Origin of the sequence: Shewanella sediminis HAW-EB3, from assembly GCF_000018025.1 — a bacterium.
GTDB lineage: Bacteria > Pseudomonadota > Gammaproteobacteria > Enterobacterales > Shewanellaceae > Shewanella > Shewanella sediminis.
The window spans coordinates 4,926,633-4,944,701 of sequence record NC_009831.1 but is presented as its reverse complement, the minus strand read 5'-3'; the positions used below and the strand labels follow the sequence as shown (position 1 = coordinate 4,944,701).

General features: G+C 46.4%; 14 protein-coding genes. 7 read left to right on the top strand and 7 right to left on the bottom strand.

Annotated features, from left to right (window positions below; all coding sequences use genetic code 11):
* Positions 1-40 precede the first annotated feature (40 nt).
* The gene (locus tag SSED_RS21040; RefSeq protein ID WP_012144369.1) at positions 41-874 is read right to left on the bottom strand and encodes a tetratricopeptide repeat protein; all 834 of its coding nucleotides are present in this window, start codon (positions 872-874) and stop codon (positions 41-43) included.
* A 423-nt stretch (positions 875-1,297) separates the two neighbouring features.
* A complete protein-coding gene (locus SSED_RS21035; RefSeq protein ID WP_012144368.1) occupies positions 1,298-1,705 on the bottom strand; it encodes a hypothetical protein in 408 nt (135 codons plus the stop codon).
* A gap of 355 nt (positions 1,706-2,060) precedes the next feature.
* Between SSED_RS21035 and SSED_RS21030 the strand changes: the two genes are divergently transcribed.
* Positions 2,061-2,471, top strand: a complete 411-nt coding sequence (locus SSED_RS21030; protein ID WP_041421841.1) for a hypothetical protein — start codon at positions 2,061-2,063, stop codon at positions 2,469-2,471.
* A 3-nt stretch (positions 2,472-2,474) separates the two neighbouring features.
* Here the strand turns inward: SSED_RS21030 and SSED_RS21025 are convergent, their stop codons facing one another.
* The gene (locus tag SSED_RS21025) at positions 2,475-2,963 is read right to left on the bottom strand and encodes a MarR family winged helix-turn-helix transcriptional regulator (RefSeq protein ID WP_012144366.1); all 489 of its coding nucleotides are present in this window, start codon (positions 2,961-2,963) and stop codon (positions 2,475-2,477) included.
* A gap of 192 nt (positions 2,964-3,155) precedes the next feature.
* Here SSED_RS21025 and SSED_RS21020 point away from each other — a divergent pair, with 192 nt between their 5' ends.
* On the top strand, positions 3,156-3,698 hold the full coding sequence (locus SSED_RS21020) for a VOC family protein (RefSeq protein ID WP_012144365.1): 543 nt from the start codon (positions 3,156-3,158) through the stop codon (positions 3,696-3,698).
* A gap of 64 nt (positions 3,699-3,762) precedes the next feature.
* On the opposite strand, the gene SSED_RS21015 is transcribed toward SSED_RS21020, so the two are convergent.
* The 4 genes from SSED_RS21015 to uvrA all read right to left on the bottom strand — a co-directional run bounded on the left by SSED_RS21015 (position 3,763) and on the right by uvrA (position 11,240).
* Positions 3,763-4,716 carry a hypothetical protein gene (locus SSED_RS21015; protein WP_012144364.1) on the bottom strand — a complete coding sequence of 318 codons (954 nt, stop codon included), beginning with the start codon at positions 4,714-4,716 and terminating at the stop codon, positions 3,763-3,765.
* Positions 4,717-5,038: 322 nt separating this feature from the next.
* Complete coding sequence (locus tag SSED_RS21010; RefSeq protein WP_012144363.1) at positions 5,039-6,871, bottom strand: DEAD/DEAH box helicase; 1,833 nt, start codon at positions 6,869-6,871, stop codon at positions 5,039-5,041.
* 237 nt (positions 6,872-7,108) lie between these two features.
* Positions 7,109-8,170 carry a M28 family peptidase gene (locus SSED_RS21005; protein WP_012144362.1) on the bottom strand — a complete coding sequence of 354 codons (1,062 nt, stop codon included), beginning with the start codon at positions 8,168-8,170 and terminating at the stop codon, positions 7,109-7,111.
* A 232-nt stretch (positions 8,171-8,402) separates the two neighbouring features.
* Positions 8,403-11,240: an excinuclease ABC subunit UvrA gene (gene uvrA, locus SSED_RS21000; RefSeq protein WP_012144361.1), complete on the bottom strand. Its 2,838-nt coding sequence runs from the start codon at positions 11,238-11,240 to the stop codon at positions 8,403-8,405.
* A gap of 269 nt (positions 11,241-11,509) precedes the next feature.
* Here uvrA and SSED_RS20995 point away from each other — a divergent pair, with 269 nt between their 5' ends.
* The 5 genes from SSED_RS20995 to SSED_RS20975 all read left to right on the top strand — a co-directional run bounded on the left by SSED_RS20995 (position 11,510) and on the right by SSED_RS20975 (position 18,044).
* Positions 11,510-12,877 (top strand): MFS transporter, encoded by a 1,368-nt coding sequence (locus SSED_RS20995; RefSeq protein WP_012144360.1) that lies wholly within the window; start codon positions 11,510-11,512, stop codon positions 12,875-12,877.
* 130 nt (positions 12,878-13,007) lie between these two features.
* A complete protein-coding gene (locus tag SSED_RS20990) occupies positions 13,008-13,703 on the top strand; it encodes a single-stranded DNA-binding protein (protein WP_012144359.1) in 696 nt (231 codons plus the stop codon).
* A 336-nt stretch (positions 13,704-14,039) separates the two neighbouring features.
* On the top strand, positions 14,040-15,902 hold the full coding sequence (locus tag SSED_RS20985) for a multiheme c-type cytochrome (RefSeq protein WP_012144358.1): 1,863 nt from the start codon (positions 14,040-14,042) through the stop codon (positions 15,900-15,902).
* A gap of 172 nt (positions 15,903-16,074) precedes the next feature.
* Positions 16,075-17,112: an NAD(P)H-quinone oxidoreductase gene (locus tag SSED_RS20980; RefSeq protein ID WP_012144357.1), complete on the top strand. Its 1,038-nt coding sequence runs from the start codon at positions 16,075-16,077 to the stop codon at positions 17,110-17,112.
* A gap of 476 nt (positions 17,113-17,588) precedes the next feature.
* The gene (locus SSED_RS20975) at positions 17,589-18,044 is read left to right on the top strand and encodes a hypothetical protein (protein ID WP_012144356.1); all 456 of its coding nucleotides are present in this window, start codon (positions 17,589-17,591) and stop codon (positions 18,042-18,044) included.
* The last annotated feature ends 25 nt before the right edge of the window (positions 18,045-18,069 follow it).

Sequence of the window (18,069 nt, the reverse complement as noted above, 5' to 3'; positions counted from 1 at the left end):
GAGGAAAATCTCCTCTATCACTTAATTAAATCGGATTGAATTAGTTCAATCTGAATTGAAGCGTTTCAAGGCCCCAATCAGAGAGTAAAACGTCTCTTATTCGATGACTGTCCATCTCTGTGCTGCAACCCCACATATTGCCACAGGTTTTTCCTGCAATATTAGAGCCTGTGCCGCTGGACGTGTCAGGGATAGCGTTATTTAATCTTGCTATCTCGGCATCAAAATACTCGGTATATTGTGGAGCGGAAACAGTAATGGTTTCCATCTCGTTGATTGGCGGATACGAGCCACTGGCCTGATTGTTTTCTACTTGAGAATCGACCATCGCATATAGTTTAGGAAGTGCCAGTGAAACCGTCTTAGGTGAGTTCTTTAGTTTGCTGGCAAACTTGATAGCTTCTTGATTATTTAGTGAAAAGGCTTTTGATAACCACTCATCAGCTTGAGTCAGATCTTGTGTTACTAAGCCGCCGTTAAGATAAATTTTTCCTAATGCGAAGGAGCCGGGAGAGAAGCTATGTTTTGTCGACTTCTTAAGTAGTTTGAGCCCTTTATCAATATCTTGATAATCAGACTCCTGAAGGTAGAGTATTCCGGCCTTGTATTGGGCGGAGGTGATCCCGAACTTAGCCGCGCGCCTGAACCATTTCAGAGCCTGTTTGATGTTTTTATCTGTGCCGTAACCGGCATAATACAGCTCTCCCAAGGTCGCCATCGCTTCAGAATGCCCACGTTTAGTGAGGATTTTGTATGCTTTGAAGTATTCTTTGCAATCTTTAGTATCACAAGCACTTAGGTGGTTCGATGCCTTCACCGGAAAGATTAAAAAGCTTGCGAATAGCAAAGACAAGATGAGTGTGATTTTCTTCATGTGAGCTCCATTTCTTAAGTTATGTCCATTGTTTATTGCTGTACTCATTTCCCCGAATATTTGAACCCGTTCCTCATCCTTGAAAGTATAAATTTTAAGCATCTATATGTATCAGGTATTCCTAATTATTACAAATAATACAAACTCGGCTAATAATGGGAATGGATTTTCTATAAGGTTTTGCTGTGAAATTGACAGTGGGTGGGTTGAGGCTATATGCAGTTCTTCAGTTATGGGCGGTTAAAGTCATCAGCAGGCATTAGCTCAGAAGCATGGGGAATATTGAGAGGCACAAAAGACTCAGGCTGGTACAAAAAGGTATTCTCGAATTTGAATTTCGAGCACCACGCCTGAATCTCAACAGCCAGTGGGGTTGAGGTACTCTCTTTTCATGAAGAATTACTCTCTATTTGATAACTGTTTTTAATATGAAAGTTCGACTTTTTTTTCTGTGCATAGTTGATGCTCAAGCCAATTCAATGCTTTTTGGGTTCCAATGTTAGCTCCCGAGAAAAGTTGGATATTGAGCTGATCAACCTGTCTCATTTCCGCGAATTGTGGGGGGAGCTTAGCATCGGCTTCATCATAAAAAACCACCGCCGTTGCCTTCAGGTTTTCTTGTGATCCCATACATAGAAGTGTTTCATAGGAATAGCTGTAATTGTTTTGTTTATCAATGAGTAGGGCGAAATCGTGATTGAATATTGTACTCATATATTCATCGAATTCACCTAGCATCTCGAGTGTGACCTCGACATTCGGCTCTATGGTTATCTGTGCAATGTTGTGGGTTAAAAGTTCGACCGAACAGCCAAAACTGAACTTATGCATAATATCTTCCTGTTAGTTATTTTAATTATTTTAGCGCCCTTTAAACGTAGAACAGGTTTAGTGAAGCTGCAAAAAATAAGAATCAATTGGTCGTTTTAAAATGACAATAGCATGAAAATGCAAAAGCGATGATAATTATTACATGAAATATAGTTTAGTATCTCTTTACATTCAGTATGTTAGTTGATTGTCGGGGGGGGGTCTGCTCCGCTTGGGTATACCGAAGATATTTAGATTTACGATTTATTCAAATTAGAAACATCATAATGTACTAAATTTAGGAGTATCAGGATAAAACTGAGATTTCTTACGGACAAGATATTGATGGTTATTTGCGAATAATTTGAGGTTTAATATGCGTAATATCAGTATCGATTTGTATAAGCTGATAAGTTCCAGCTTACTGTTTCTACTGTTTTCGACATTAGTCACCGTTGGATTCGTTGTTACCGTAACGGGGGGAGTTAGCCACCTTTTTCAATTAGATGTTCACCTGTCCGGAATCGAGATGGCAATCTCTTTGGCTATGTTTGTTAGCCTTCCCTTTCTTTTTGGCCGATTTTTTTACTATTTTTACCTGATGGTAAAGAGAGGGCGGAGATTAGGCATTGCAGTATTTTGCTATCAAAACTTGTTTAATCCCTTCAACTTCCTACTGTTTCCCAGCCTGCTTAATCTCTATGGACACGAATTAAGAAGGCGCTGTTTGGTGTCTGTCATCCTACTAATCGGTATCTATGGTTTAGTTTTCTTTGTCGGAATTTAATCATTATTTCGCTTGTGTCTGTATCGCCTTAGATTGGGCAAACAGCTTATCCATGATCTGCTTGAGTTGCTCATGTTCATCTTCACTCAGCACCGATAACAATGCCTGCTCTCTTGCTAAAACCATAGGGGCTAACTCCCGATGGACTCTGAGTCCTTCTGGGGTTAATTTTAATAGAGATGAGCGTTTATCACTCCTGTCTTCGACTTTTGCGATTAAAGCTTTATTAATCATTCTGGCAAGGGCGCGACTGGTTTGCATTTTTTCCAGGTTGATCATTAAACCTATCTGTTTAGCCGAGAGTGCCTTACCCGTGCCAAGTACGGCGAGTATTCGCCATTCATGCCGAGTGAGTTCGAAGTGACCCGTGTAGATCTCGGCAATGTTATCGCTCACACTCGATTGTAGTTGTGTCAGCTGATAGGGAAAGAAGCTGTCCATATCTAAACTGACTTCGAGGCTCTGCCTAGGCTCTATGTTGTCTACCGCCATAAAAGGGTCATCCTTTAATGAGTTAAGCTCTCGATTATACCCAAACAGACATTAGATGCGACTTCATTCAATGGTTTGTACCTTGTTGAAGATTCTCAATCTGACAGGAGTTGAGGATATATTGACCTACAGGATGAACAAGAGTAAAGTTGGTAACACTTGTTACTACATTCGTTAAGGGTTAGATTCGGTATGATTAATATTGAGCAGATACATCATGTGGCTTATCGCTGTAACGATGCTAAAGAGACGGTCGAGTTCTATAAAGATAAACTTAATATGGAGTTTCTGGTTGCCATTGCCGAAGATAAAGTACCCTCAACACAGGAGCCAGACCCCTATATGCACCTGTTTCTGGACGCGGGTAATGGCAATATTTTAGCCTTCTTCGAACTACCCAACTCTCCGAAGATGGATCGCGACAGAAATACTCCCGAGTGGGTGCAACACATTGCATTCAGGGTGAAAGATCGCGATGCGCTGGTAGAGGCCAAGGCGGAGTTGGAGGCGAAGGGGGTAGATGTCCTTGGTATTACCAAACATGGCATCATAGAATCGATCTACTTCTTCGACCCCAGCGGTCATCGATTAGAGCTGACCTGTGTTACCGGCACGCCGGGTCAATTTGCAGAGTTGAAGAAGGTGGGGCCTGCCATGTTGGAAGAGTGGTCAAGAACCAAGAAAGCGCCCAGGCATGCCGCCTGGTTACATGAAGAGCAATTCAATGGTAAGTAATACCAATCGTGATAAAGCATGATGTTATGATTGAAAGTGGCGCTGCTTGTCTAGAGCGCCTGACTCATAAACAAAACACCATCGCCGTACAGAGTGCTAACTGTCTCTCAGCGATAACGTGTTGTAGTTGGATGTGACATTTTTCAACGAGATATTTTCGTTTACGTAGGCTCTGCTTAATTCGGCAGAGTATTCTTGCTGGTTCATCTTCAATGTTTGCCAGTTGCAAATTCAGCTTATGATAATAAAGAACTATCTTCCGTTTAAAGGTTAATTTCTGCGTCGGGTTACTCAACAGGTTTCTATAATAAACCGATAGCGTTCGTCGCTTGCGTACCTGTCCGGGAAAGGCGTCTGTATCGAGTCGGTTATGAATAAAATCGAGCACCAGTTTTTTCAATAATCCTAACTCCTGCAGAGCTCTGGGGATCCTATGGCCAACCCCCGGAAGCTTCAGACTGACACTCGTAGAGCGAAAGCGTACTGCCTGACGCCTATCTCTTGGGTTAAGGGGGTCAAAAATGATGGTCAGAGGCGTTTGGCATCTGCAGGAATCGTTGAGTGGACTGCTACAATCAACTGCTTTACTGGCTCTGATGGCCGCAGAATCCCAGGGAGCTTTTTTATCATTGAAGGTACTTAATGGCATCATCAATAAGGCTCTGTCAAGGCCTAACCTATCCGCATGAAGTGAAACTCCAAATCCTCCCTTACTAACCCCGTAGCCAAGTCTTTGTGGAAAGATGACCAGCTCCTGAGCCAGAAGCTCGATGAAATTTACAAATTCGGCGGAATGGTAATAGAAGTGTTCTCCAATATCGGCAAAAGAGATGGTATTTATCTTCTGGCTGGTGAGGAAATCAAACCCCCACGGAGTACAGCTCCAGGCTTCGCTTTCAGCGACTCCATGATCGGCGGGTGGAAAAGTGATGACAACGGGAGCGTTAACATCGACTAATCTATATAGCATGATCACGTTACCGATACGCTGACGAACGTCTTGATTGAATTTCAGCATAGTCTGGAGCCTGAGAGATGTAAGGCTGTGGATTTTATTAATCTTGTTAAGCAATATCGCGTTTAGGCTGGGAGGAGTGTGAGCTGGATCCTGTTACAAATTGTACGGGTTACCGGTATGCTGCGTCAATGTTTAAGTTGTTTTCAATCAGTTGGTTATCTGTGAGGTGAAGGTTTTTATTGAGTATGTACTGCTGTGTATCGCTATGAGTATCTATGTCGTCGAAGAACGAGCTATTCCTGTTTTAAAGGCATAAAAAAAGGAGCCTTAGGCTCCCTTTTTATTTACTCAGTCACTTCGTTAAAAGTGTACCGATAATTGATTACTCACCATCTCTCGATGGATTACCTTTACGGTGTGGCTTTCTGTCACCCGATGGGCGACGGTCGCCAGAAGGCTTACGTGGACGACGTGGAGGACGGCTATCGCCACCTGCAGGTAGTTCGGCACCTTCGGCTTCACGGATATTCAGAGGTCTACCACAAACACGTACTTTCTTAAGGTGTTGTAGGACATCTTTTGGCATTCCGTCAGGAAGATCAATCGCTGTTACTTGGTCGAACAACTGGATTTGACCTATGTAACGGCTGTCGATGTTTGCTTCATTTGCAACGGCACCTACGATGTTACCTACACCAACACCGTTATCACGACCGACATCTATGATGTAACGGCACATCTTAACGTCTGGGTTGTCTTTAAGTGAATCGGCTTTACCTAGGTCGCCAGGCGTCGGACGTGATTCACGACGTGGACGATCACTGCGGTCACGCGAGCCACGGTCATTGCGGTCACGAGAGTTACGATCATCACGGCTATCACGTTGACGCTCATGAATCGATGGTAACTGCAGTGGACGATCTTTTTGTACTTGCTGCAGCAGTGCTGCGGCAAGAATGTCTGTATCGACTTCTAGTTGCTGACAAAGTTGAGCAACGGCGCCCTTCATGAAATCTAAAGAGTCTTTAGCGATAATCTCAGAAACTTGCTCACCTAAGCGAGAAAGACGACGCTCGGTCACAGTCTCTGGGCTAGGGACATCCATTGGTGAGATACGGCTCTTAGTTGCACGTTCGATAGTGCGTAGCATACGCATCTCTCTGTGTGTAACGAAAAGAATCGCCATACCAGTACGACCAGCACGACCTGTACGGCCGATACGGTGAACGTAAGCTTCAGTATCATATGGAATATCGTAGTTTACTACGTGTCCGATACGCTCAACATCGAGACCACGGGCCGCGACATCAGTTGCAATGATGATATCTAGTGTGCCACGTTTAAGTTGATCAACGGCACGTTCACGTGCTTGTTGATTCATATCACCGTGTAGTGGTGATGAAGCGTAACCGCGCGCTTCTAGCTTCTCAGCTAGCTCAACACAACTGTTACGAGTACGAACGAAGATGATAATACCTTCGGTCTTCTCAACTTCTAAAACACGGACTAGTGCTTCAAGTTTGTTGTGTTGTGATACTTGTACAAAACGCTGTTCAATGGTTTCAACAGTCGTTGTTGTTGCAGCAATTTTCACGTGTACAGGCTCAGACAGATACTTGTTAGCTACACGCTTAATTTGCTCAGGCATAGTTGCCGAGAATAGTGCTAGTTGACGTTGCTTAGGTGTATGCTCAAGGATCCATTCGATATCATCGATGAAGCCCATCTTTAGCATCTCATCTGCTTCGTCAAGAACCATTGCTTTTAGCGACTCTAACTTAAGAGTGCCGCGACGCATGTGGTCCATAACTCGGCCAGGAGTACCAACAATGATCTGTGGTCCACGACGCAAAGCATTTAATTGCTGATGCATACTCTGTCCACCGTAAATAGGCAGAACGTGTAGACCCTTCATAAATTTTGCGTAGCTACCAAAAGCTTCAGCAACCTGAACGGCAAGTTCACGTGTTGGTGCAAGTACCAAAATTTGTGGAGCATTAGTATTTGGGTCGATGCTGTTTAGTAGAGGCAGTGCGAAAGCACCTGTTTTACCTGTACCAGTTTGTGCCTGACCTAAAATATCTTTTCCGGCCATGAGAGGATCGATACTCGCAGCCTGGATTGGAGTTGGTTTTTCGTAGCCGAGCTCGTCAAGAGCACGCAACAAAGGCTCGGCAAGACCGAGTTCGCGGAAAGTTTTTTCACTGGATGACATGGGTTGTAGCCTTGTGGAATAGCGAGCACAATAAATGTGCTTGGGTTTATAGACAGAAAATCAACCCCGTGTCGACTTCCCGCACCGAAAATTTATCAGTAAGCCGTTTATTATAGCAGGGTGCAATTGGTATTACCAATTAACATTGGTGTTTTCAGCCAGTAACCAGATAAAACTTCTAAAAGCTATTTTGTTATCAAATGGTTAGCTTGATAAAAAAATAACTGTTTATTGAGATTACGGCGTGTTTTGTAGCAGTAAACTGTTAATTATCAGCAGTTGATAGGCTGATTCAGTCACAGCGGCCAGAAATTTAAGATCTATTTTTTCTGTCGTGTCTGTGGGGGCGTGGTAGTCCCTATGTGGGGGCACTCCAAAGTAGAGCCAGGGGATCCCGGCTTTATGTAAAGGGTAATGATCCGACGCTCTGAGCCAATCGACACGCTTTAGCTCCCGTCCAAGTGCTCCGGGGTGGTTAGCCTTGATACATAAGCTGTTTTCTGCGGTGATCCGTTGTCGGATCTGGTTGAAATTTTTAAAGCCTCTCTTACCTTCAAGATAAATAGCATAGGGTCTACCCGGCCTGCCGATCATATCCAAATTTATTGCCAACTCTATCTGTTCACCGCTGGGAATTGAAGCTGGATTATTCAACCGTTCTACCAGTGCATAACCTCCGAAGAGTCCCGGTTCCTCGGCATCTGTCGCCACAAACATCAAGTTTGCTCTTTCTGTATTATGCTCTTCACTATGCAGCATCGCTGCGCTTTGGGCCGCGATTTGCAGCATCGCGGCCACTCCAGACGCATTATCATCGGCGCCCGGATGGACTTTGCCTGCTTTTTTTCCTAAATGATCATAATGGGCAATGACGATCCGCCATCGACTGCTTGGTGTGGGAGATTTCAGAACCCCGACTAAATTAACCCCCTGACGTTGACTGAATTGGTAGTCGTAGCTAAAGGGGATTGCATAATCGACAGCATTGTCAGGTCCGGACGAGGGTAACCAGGGAGTGAGTCCTATCTGTGCAAATCGTACAGAGATAAACTCCCGACTCAGTTTGGCGCCCCGAGTCCCGGTTTTACGTCCTTGAAGTGCCGGAGAGGTGAGTTGGCTAATATCACTTTTCAAGTCTTTGGTGTTGGCCCAGTCGGATGTCACTCTTGCCCTGCATGAGGGAGACGTGTCGGTAGCGCAGCCGGAAATTAGGGTGATAAGAGTGATGGCCGATAGGATATGGGTAATTAACCTTACCTTGTTTAAGCTATGCTCTTGGACGGCAGCCGGATACCTCATTGACACAATCACTTCAACTTATTAAAAGGCCATACAGACAAGCTAGCAGTAGATGTGAGGGAATGATAGGTATATATACCTAAGCTATTTAGTAATGCGGTTTTCGGATTACCCGTAGGCTAGATAGGTAAGGCGGAGATGGAAGAGAGTGATGATTCTCTTTCTAATAGGTATAAGTCAGACTCCGGCCGGGTATACCGGAGTCCGATTTCATCAAGTTAGTGGAGTCTCTCTACTTCTCTAATAGCGGCTTGAGGAATCGGGCCGTGTGAGACGCTTCATGTTCCGCTACCTGCTCTGGCGTACCGGTTACCAGAATGGTTCCGCCTCCCGAGCCCCCTTCGGGACCCAGATCGATGATCCAGTCGGCTGTCTTGATGACATCTAAGTTATGCTCGATGACCACGATAGTGTTGCCGTGGGCCTTCAGCCTATGTAGTACGTCTAACAAGAGCTGAATATCGGCGAAGTGCAAGCCCGTCGTCGGTTCATCGAGAATATAGAGGGTCTGGCCGGTATCACGCTTTGAAAGCTCCTTAGCCAATTTGACTCGCTGAGCCTCACCGCCGGACAAGGTGGTCGCACTCTGTCCAAGGCTGATATAGGAGAGGCCGACTTCTATCAGGGTCTGCAGTTTACGGGCGATGGCCGGAACGGCATCGAAGAAGGGGCGTGCTTCTTCGACGGTCATAGAGAGCACCTCGTGGATACTCTTACCCTTGTATTTCACCTCTAAGGTTTCGCGGTTATACCGCTTACTCTTACAGCTGTCACATGGCACATAGACATCGGGCAGGAAGTGCATCTCAACTTTAATGAGTCCATCACCCTGACAGGCTTCACAGCGTCCGCCTTTCACATTGAAAGAGAAACGACCTGGCTTGTAGCCACGGGTTCGAGATTCCTGAGTTGCCGCAAACAGCTCCCTTATCGGTGTGAAGATACCCGTATAGGTGGCAGGATTCGATCTTGGTGTTCGGCCAATGGGACTCTGGTCGATATCGACCACCTTATCGCAATGATCCATCCCCTCGATGCTTTTGTATGGTGCGGGCTCATCGACGGTCGCGCCATTAAGTTGCCTGTGGGCAATCTTGTAAAAAGTATCGTTAATCAGTGTGGACTTTCCGGAGCCGGATACGCCGGTGACACAGGTGAACAAACCTACAGGGATCGCGAGATCGACATCTTTGAGGTTATTACCGCTAGCCCCAAACAGCTCGATAAGCTTATCGCCATTGTAGGCTACACGGTCTTCGGTGATGTGGATCTGTTTCTTGCCTGAGAGGTATTGGCCGGTAATAGACTCTTCACAGTTGAGGATATCTTCTAACGTACCATCACTGATAACCTCACCACCGTGGACGCCGGCACCCGGACCGATATCGATAACATGATCGGCCATTTTAATGGCATCTTCATCATGTTCGACGACGATGACGGTATTTCCCAGATCCCTGAGGTGGATAAGCGTTTGTAGCAGGCGTTCATTGTCACGTTGATGCAGGCCGATCGAGGGTTCATCGAGCACATACATCACACCGACCAGTCCCGCACCAATCTGACTTGCGAGTCTGATACGTTGTGCCTCACCGCCGGAAAGAGTATCGGCCGAGCGTGACAGGCTCAGGTAATTAAGGCCGACATTAACGAGGAAGCCTAATCTGTCGCGAACCTCTTTAAGGATCTTCTCGGCGATCTGTGCCTTTTGGCCTGTGAGCTCTAAGGTGGAGAAGTAGTCCATCGCTTCACCGATTGACCATTGGGTCAACATGGGAAGGTTCAGATCTTTGATAAAGACATTTCTCGCCTCTTCACGCAGACGTGAACCGCCGCAGCTCTGACAAGATTGAGTGTTTATAAACTTAGCTAACTCTTCTCGGACCGCATTAGACTCAGTCTCACGGTAACGCCTGTCCATGTTATTGAGAATGCCTTCGAAAGGATGATTACGAACAACCACATCCCCACGGTCATTGATATATTTAAAGGCGATACTCTCGGTACCTGAACCGTAGAGCACCAGCTTTTTAACTTCTGCACTGAGTTGTTGAAATGGCTTTTCAATATCAAACTTATAATGTTCGGCCAGAGAGGTGAGCATCTGGAAGTAATAGAAGTTGCGTCTATCCCAGCCTCGAATCGCACCGCCAGCCAATGAAAGTTCAGAGTTCATGATCACGCGCTCAGAGTCGAAGAACTGCTGCACGCCTAATCCGTCACAGGTGCCACAGGCTCCGGCCGGATTATTGAAGGAAAATATTCTTGGCTCGAGTTCAGCCATCGAGTAACCACAGTGAGGACAGGCAAAATTGGCGGAGAACAAGAGTTCTTCGCTCTGGGCTGACTTGTCACTGTCCATATTCGCGACGGTGACAATACCACCGGAAAGTTCGAGGGCTGTCTCGAATGACTCGGCGAGTCTCTGCTTGATCTCTTCACGAACCTTAAATCGATCGACGACCACCTCGATGGTGTGCTTAACATGCAGTTCAAGCTCTGGCGGATCGGTGAGATCGCAGACCTCTCCATCTATGCGGGCGCGAATAAATCCTTGGGCAGAGAGACTGTCCAGCAGTTTTACATGTTCGCCTTTACGGTTATTGACCACCGGGGCCAGCAGCATCTGGCGACTGCCTTCGGGTAACTCAATGACTTTATCGACCATCTGGCTGATGGTTTGCGCCGCCAATGGTTGGCCATGAGTGGGACAGCGTGGCTCACCTACGCGTGCAAAGAGCAAACGTAGGTAATCGTAGATCTCTGTGATGGTTCCCACTGTCGAACGTGGGTTATGAGACGTCGATTTTTGCTCGATCGATATGGCCGGACTTAAGCCTTCGATATGGTCGACATCGGGCTTCTCCATTAAGCTTAAAAATTGGCGCGCATAAGCCGATAGTGATTCGACGTAACGTCTCTGGCCTTCGGCATAGAGAGTATCGAATGCCAGAGACGATTTTCCCGATCCCGATAGGCCGGTAATTACGATTAACTTGTCTCTGGGAATTGTCAGGTTGATGTTTTTTAGATTGTGGGTGCGGGCGCCACGTACTTCAATCTTGTCCATCTTTCTCTCTGTATGCCGAATAAAAAAGAGATCGATTATCGCATAAAAATTGACTCAGGTCTCACTTATCAGCTTCCGTAATTATGTATTCATTTGAGCCTGTGCAGAGCTGTGATGCTGAGTTTATAGGAGGAGCGGCCTGTTAGGCTAACCGGACCAGCCCCTTTTACCTGCCTATAGAATGCCTCTTTTATTATTTTCCTTTTGAGCTATTGAAATAGTTCGTATAAACTTCTCGGCTTATTTATGTATTCAGATCAGGGCGGAACATGTCCAATAACGGACTCTCAAAGACCGAGAAAAAAGTCGCGTTTTCTTTAGCCAGTGTATTTGGTTTGCGCATGATGGGCTTGTTTATGATCATGCCTGTCTTTGCACTTTACGGGCAGCATTTAGAAGGCTTTTCACCTTTGTGGGTGGGTATTGCTATTGGTGCATATGGTCTCACTCAGGCCGTATTACAGATCCCTATGGGGATCTTATCCGATAAGTTCGGCCGAAAGCCGATTATTCTTGCGGGCCTGCTGCTGTTTGCATTTGGTAGTCTGGTCGCAGCGAATGCCGATACCATCTATGGGGTGGTCGCGGGTCGTGCGATACAGGGAATGGGTGCCATTGCCGCTGCTGTGTTAGCCTTAGCAGCCGATCTGACTCGTGATGAGCAGCGCACCAAAGTGATGGCTATTATCGGTATGTGTATCGGATTCTCCTTCGCACTCTCTCTGTTAGTCGGTCCTATCGTCGCTCAGCATCTCGGGTTGTCGGGTTTGTTTGCGATGACGGCGGGTTTAGCTGTCTTGGGTATGCTCATCGTGCAACTGCTCGTGCCTACTCCAATTTCTCAAGCGCCGAAAGGTGACACGGTTGCTACGCCGACTAAATTAAAGGCGATGGTGACTGACCCTCAGCTGTTCAGGCTCGACGCGGGGATCTTTATTTTGCATTTAGTACTGACCGCGGTTTTTGTGGCACTACCATTGGATCTTGTCGACGCAGGCTTGGTGAAAGAGAAGCACTGGATGCTTTATTTCCCGGCATTTATGGGCGCGTTCTTCCTGATGGTGCCCCTAATCATCATAGGTGTGAAGAAGAAAAATACTAAGGCGACCTTCCAGGTTGCTCTACTCCTCATGATGATGGCATTGGGCGCGATGGCACTATTTGCCAATAACCTCATGGTATTAAGTGTTGCGGTAGTCCTGTTTTTTACCGGATTTAACTATTTAGAAGCCTCACTGCCCAGCTTGATCGCTAAGTTTTGTCCCGTAGGAGATAAAGGCTCGGCGATGGGAGTCTACTCTACCAGTCAGTTCCTGGGTGCCTTCTGTGGTGGTTTATTAGGCGGTGGTGCATATCAGTTAGTCGGCGCCGCAGGTGTGTTCGCAGTCGCGTTATTCTTAATGGCTATCTGGTTAGTGCTGACCTTAGGTATGGAAAATCCGGTATTGCTTAAGAGCTATACCCTTGAAGCTACAGTGGAAGGTCGGGATCAAGCCAAAGCTATGGCGACCGAGTTATCTCAGCTTGCAGGCGTTGCCGAGGCAATTGTCGTGCTCGAGGAGAAAGTCGCATATTTAAAAGTTGATGAGCATTTCGATTTGAGAGAAGCCCGAGCTGTGTTAGGCTCTGTCAGTTAACTCGTGTTGGTGTGAAAAAAGACCGATTTTTTCGTGGGAAGAGATCCGTCATGCGCTTAATCCGGATGGAATTAAGCGCGAACCAGACGTAAAATTTTTGTAATTTGTAAGAATATCTCAGGAGATTTCAATGGCCAGTCGTGGTGTCAATAAGGTAATTTTGGTCGGTAACTTAGGGAAAGACCCTGAAGTTCGTTACATGCCAAATGGCAATGCCGTAGCCAACTTTACAGTGGCGACGAGTGAGTCTTGGAAAGACCAACAAGGTCAGCCACAAGAGCGTACAGAGTGGCATAATATCGTTATGTATCGTCGCTTAGCAGAAATTGCAGGCGAGTACCTTAAGAAAGGTTCTAAGGTATATATCGAAGGTAAATTGCAAACCAGCAAGTGGCAGGATCAGTCTACCGGTCAAGATCGCTACAAGACAGAGATCAATGCTAACGAAATGCAGATGCTCGATAGCCGTGGTCAAGGTGGCGGACAGCAAGGTGGCTATGGTCAACAGCAGGGTCAGCAACAGCAGAACCAGTACAATGCACCTCAGCAGCAGGCTCCGCAGCAAGGTTATGCACCTAAGCCGCAGCAAGCCCCTCAGCAGGCTCCACAGCAAGGTTATGCACCTAAGCCGCAGCAAGCACAACAGCAAGCTCCTGCACAGCAATCAGCTTATGCGCCAAAGCCTCAGCAAGCACCACAGCAAGCACCACAGCAAGCGGCTCCGCAACAGCGTCCAGCGCCTCAGCCTCAACAGCCAGCGCAGCAGCCTCAGCAGAACTTCACTCCTGACCTGGATGATGGTTGGGATGATGATATCCCGTTTTAGGCCGCAGCGTTTACGCTTAAGCTAAGATAACTATTTAAACCCAGCCATTAGGCTGGGTTTTTCATTTCTAATACATTAACCAAACAAACTCCCGCCTCGCTACTCGTTCCGTCGCAAGTAAGTTATCGATAATCAGCTGATGTTTCATGCATTTAAACTAATGTTTTAGCGGTTATTCTCACAGATTATCTAAATTTGTTCCCTCCTACCTCATTGTTAACGATTTGTACGAATCAGGATCACAAGTTTGGCCTAAATGTTGTGCATTTTTTTTCAGCAGTATCATTATGGATTAAGCACATTTTTTGTGTGGTTTTTAGCCAAATGGAGATGCAGATGAAAAAAGTAACTAAAAGATTACTCATCGTGATACCGGCTGTATTAGCTATGGGCATTTCGACTGCCCATGCTGAATGGGACGAAGATAAAGGATGCTTGAGTTGTCATGAAGGGATTGAACAATTTTCAGAGATAGAGGAGATGGCCGATCTAACTTGTGTCGATTGTCATAATGGTGATGGTGCTGCGACAACGTTAGAAGCGGGTCATAAAGAGCTGTGGGTTAACCCCAGTGATCTGAGAGTCATAGATAAAACCTGTGGGGAGTGTCACTCGGAAGAGGTGGAAAATGCTAAGACATCGATGCATGCCACGATGGCAGGCATGATCTCGGGTACACGTTATAATTTCGGTAGCCAAACCCGAGATTCGATTCATGCCACTTATGATGTTAAAGCGCTAAAAACCGGTAGAGAGGGGACAGTTGAAAGCCTGACTCAGCTTCCTTCTTATGATCCAACCAAAGCCGAATCAGATACTAACTCTCCAGGCGATGACTACCTGAGAAATCAGTGTCTGCGTTGTCATATCTGGAGTGATGGTCATCAAAGAGATGGCGACTATCGCGCATCGGGTTGTGCGGCTTGTCATGTCGAGTACAGTAATGCCGGTACCTATGAAGGTGGCGATAAAGCGATAGATAAAACGCAAAAAGATCGTCCACGTCAACACCGACTCACTAAGAAGATGACCGTCGATCAATGCCAACATTGCCATAACCGTGGCGGTCGTACCGGTGTGAGTTACAAGGGAATGATGGAGTCAGATGGCTATGGTACTCCCTACAATGAGGACGGTAGCAAACAGGGTAAGTTGCACGGTAAGCACTACAATTTCCTGCAAGCCGATCTTCATTATGATGCCGGGATGAGCTGTATCGATTGTCATATGAAGACAGAGATGCACGGTGATGGTTATCTCTATACCAAGAAAGAGCATGCTGTTGAGGTTCGCTGTGAGACTTGTCATGGTACGACATCGACCGATGCTACCTTAAAAACATCTCGTGGTAATCCGATGAACAACCTTAAGCGTGAGGGGAAAAAGGTTGTATTGACCACGAAGAATGAGGGCAAGAAATTGAATGTTCCTCAGCTTAATGGTGCGGAACTTTCCGAAGAGGGTTACGTGGCCATGGTGAAGATTGCCAGCCATATGGAGAAGATGGAGTGTTCTACCTGTCATGCTGCATGGGCACCACAATGCTATGGCTGTCACGCTAAGCAAGATATCGGTAAGCCCAATGGCGATTGGTTAGACGGTGAGCATAGCGATATTTCACAGCTGGGTAAGAAAGCGAACCTGAAGAAAGAGGCATTTAGCTGGAATGAATCCCGCTCATACGTGCGTTGGGAAACGCCAGCTCTGGGAATCAACCATCGTGGCAAGGTGTCGACTTTCATTCCGGGTTGTCAGGTGTTCCTGACTCAGGTTGATGGTGAAAAGTCTATCGTGACCAATAAGACCTATGTGACTAAAGATGGGACCAGCGGTATCTCTCACAATCCGATTCAGCCTCATACCATGAGTAAGAAGTCGCGTACCTGTGAAGAGTGTCATACCAATCCTAAAGTGCTGGGACTGGGCTCAGGGCAATACGATATCAAGCGTAACTTCCCGGATGGTCAGGCACCTATCAATTTCGAACTCGAACGCTTCGTCGATGAAAATGGTAAGCAGCTGCAATCGACTTCTCATGAGGAGGCGCGTCCGTTTAACAAGGAGGAGATGGATCGTATCAGTCGTGTGGGGGCATGTTTAGCCTGCCATGGCAGTAAGGAGATCACGGCGAACGGTAAGGCGCCGGACGATGTGACTCATAAGAAGGTGATCCAACGAATGGTGGAGAAAGCTCGCTAGGGTTGATTGTTTGACGTTTTGGATAAACACCGCGTATTTACGCGGTGTTTTTTTTATGCCAGTGAAAATGGATTAATGGTGATGAGGAATGAGTTTTTTATGATTTAAACATTTGATTCAAAGAGATTTGAAGTGTATCAATTAGGGATGTTTTGTCAGGGATTATGAATCTATGCCTGAGTTTTCACTACCCAGCGAGTACAGCCATGTGGCTTTCGATAGACCCGGTATGGCAGAGGTCATGTATATGACGCGCTCGCCAATGCCGATATTAGCCCCCGGCCAAGTACTGATCAAGGTGCACTCCGCCGGCGTCAATGGCCCGGATGTGGCACAGCGACGCGGGCTCTATCCGCCTCCAAAGGAGGCAAGCCCCATACTTGGGTTGGAGGTCGCCGGGGAGATCAGTAAAGTCGCTAAGGGAGTGGATCAATGGGAGCCAGGCGATATGGTGTGCGCCTTAGTGCCCGGAGGTGGCTACGGCGAGTATGCGGTAGCCTATGCCCGTCACTGTCTGCCAGTGCCTTGTGGTTGGTCATTTCAACAGGCAGCTGCAATTCCCGAAACCTTTTTTACGGTCTGGGGAAACCTGTTTATGCGCGCGGGCTTGAAAGCTGGTGAAACCGTACTGATTAACGGGGCTTCGGGCGGTATAGGCAGTGCGGCAATAGTCTTGGCTAAGGCATTTGGTGCCAGGGTGATAGTGACCTCAGGCAGCGATGAGAAGTGTGTTTATTGTCGAAATCTGGGAGCCGACTTAGCTATCAACTACCAGGATAAGGATTTCGTCGGATCCGTCATGGAATATACCCGAGACAAAGGTGTGGAGGTCGTATTTGATGTCGCCGGCGGCGATTTTATCAACCTGAACCTTAAGGTGTTAGCCATGGATGGACGAATGGTTTCTGTCGCCATGCAGCGCGGCGCTAAGGCACAAGTTGATATCTTCCGCATCATGGCCAAAAGGATCACCTGGACAGGGTCAACCTTGCGCCCCCAAAGTGTAACGGCTAAGGCCGGTATCGCTGACGAACTTATGGCTCATGTGTGGCCAATGCTTCAGCAATCGACAAAAAGTGGTTCTAAGAGGTTAATTTGCAATTTAATCCCCAATATCTTTGCTAAGTTTCCTCTGGATGAGTGTGTTTGTGCTCATGAGTTAATGGAATCGGGAGCCCATAGAGGCAAAATTGTATTGACACTCGCCTGACTGATAATCGAACAGAACATTGGACTCGGATCAATGAGGCGAGATCGCTCTGACCGGCCCATTAGTGTCATTTTTAAGGTGCAATATGCTTACTGGCAAGATGAGAAACGAAGGGCAATGGTGTGACTTTAATTGCCCTGGTGGTCGGATTAGAAGATAAGTTCATCAGAGGTGTTTTTTTAGTCTTTTCTATCAAGTAGTTGAAATGTTTTTTGGCAAGTAAAGCTGTGAGAACTATGGCTTATTAAAAATTAAAACTTGAATAACTGATTCTTTATACTAAATTCGATATGAGTTTAGCGATTCATTTATCGAACTCATTTTCTGCGGGAAAAATGAGATGATTGGTTCGATACGGTGGGGAATATTGAGATGTTGTTCCCTGAAATTGTAACGGCATAGGTGAGTTAGATTAGGGAAGCGGGCTTGCATCTCTAACTCATCCTGTATGTGTTGATTTAAGGGTATTGGCATATATGTATAACACAGTAAAGACAGCAGTCTGGTACGGTGAATTAAGAACATCTCGTGGTAATGCTATCGTTATCCATGATAAACAATTTCCGGAAGCTTCGGCTGGACGCATCTATCTCTATAATGCCGAGAGAGATTCGATAATTGAGTATGCTGAAGAGATCGTCAAAAACAATCTTCATGATCTGGACAAGAAGGCAGTGAAAGCCGTCGAAGAGACTTACGGTAGCGCCTGGAATGCGACTCGATCCCAATTTATGCAAAAACATGACGGTTGGGTTGAGGCAAATACAACCAAACATACCCCCTTGATTAAAATTAGCAAGCCGACTCCCAGACCAAAACCCGATGAGGACGCCGATGATAAAGATATCAACAGTGAGGTGGATTTGGAGATGGGTTCTGAAAGCCAGGACCGTGAGTTTGCCGACGGCTGGTCAGGTGGGCTGGAGGAATAATACTAATCGGTATAGATCAAAGCCC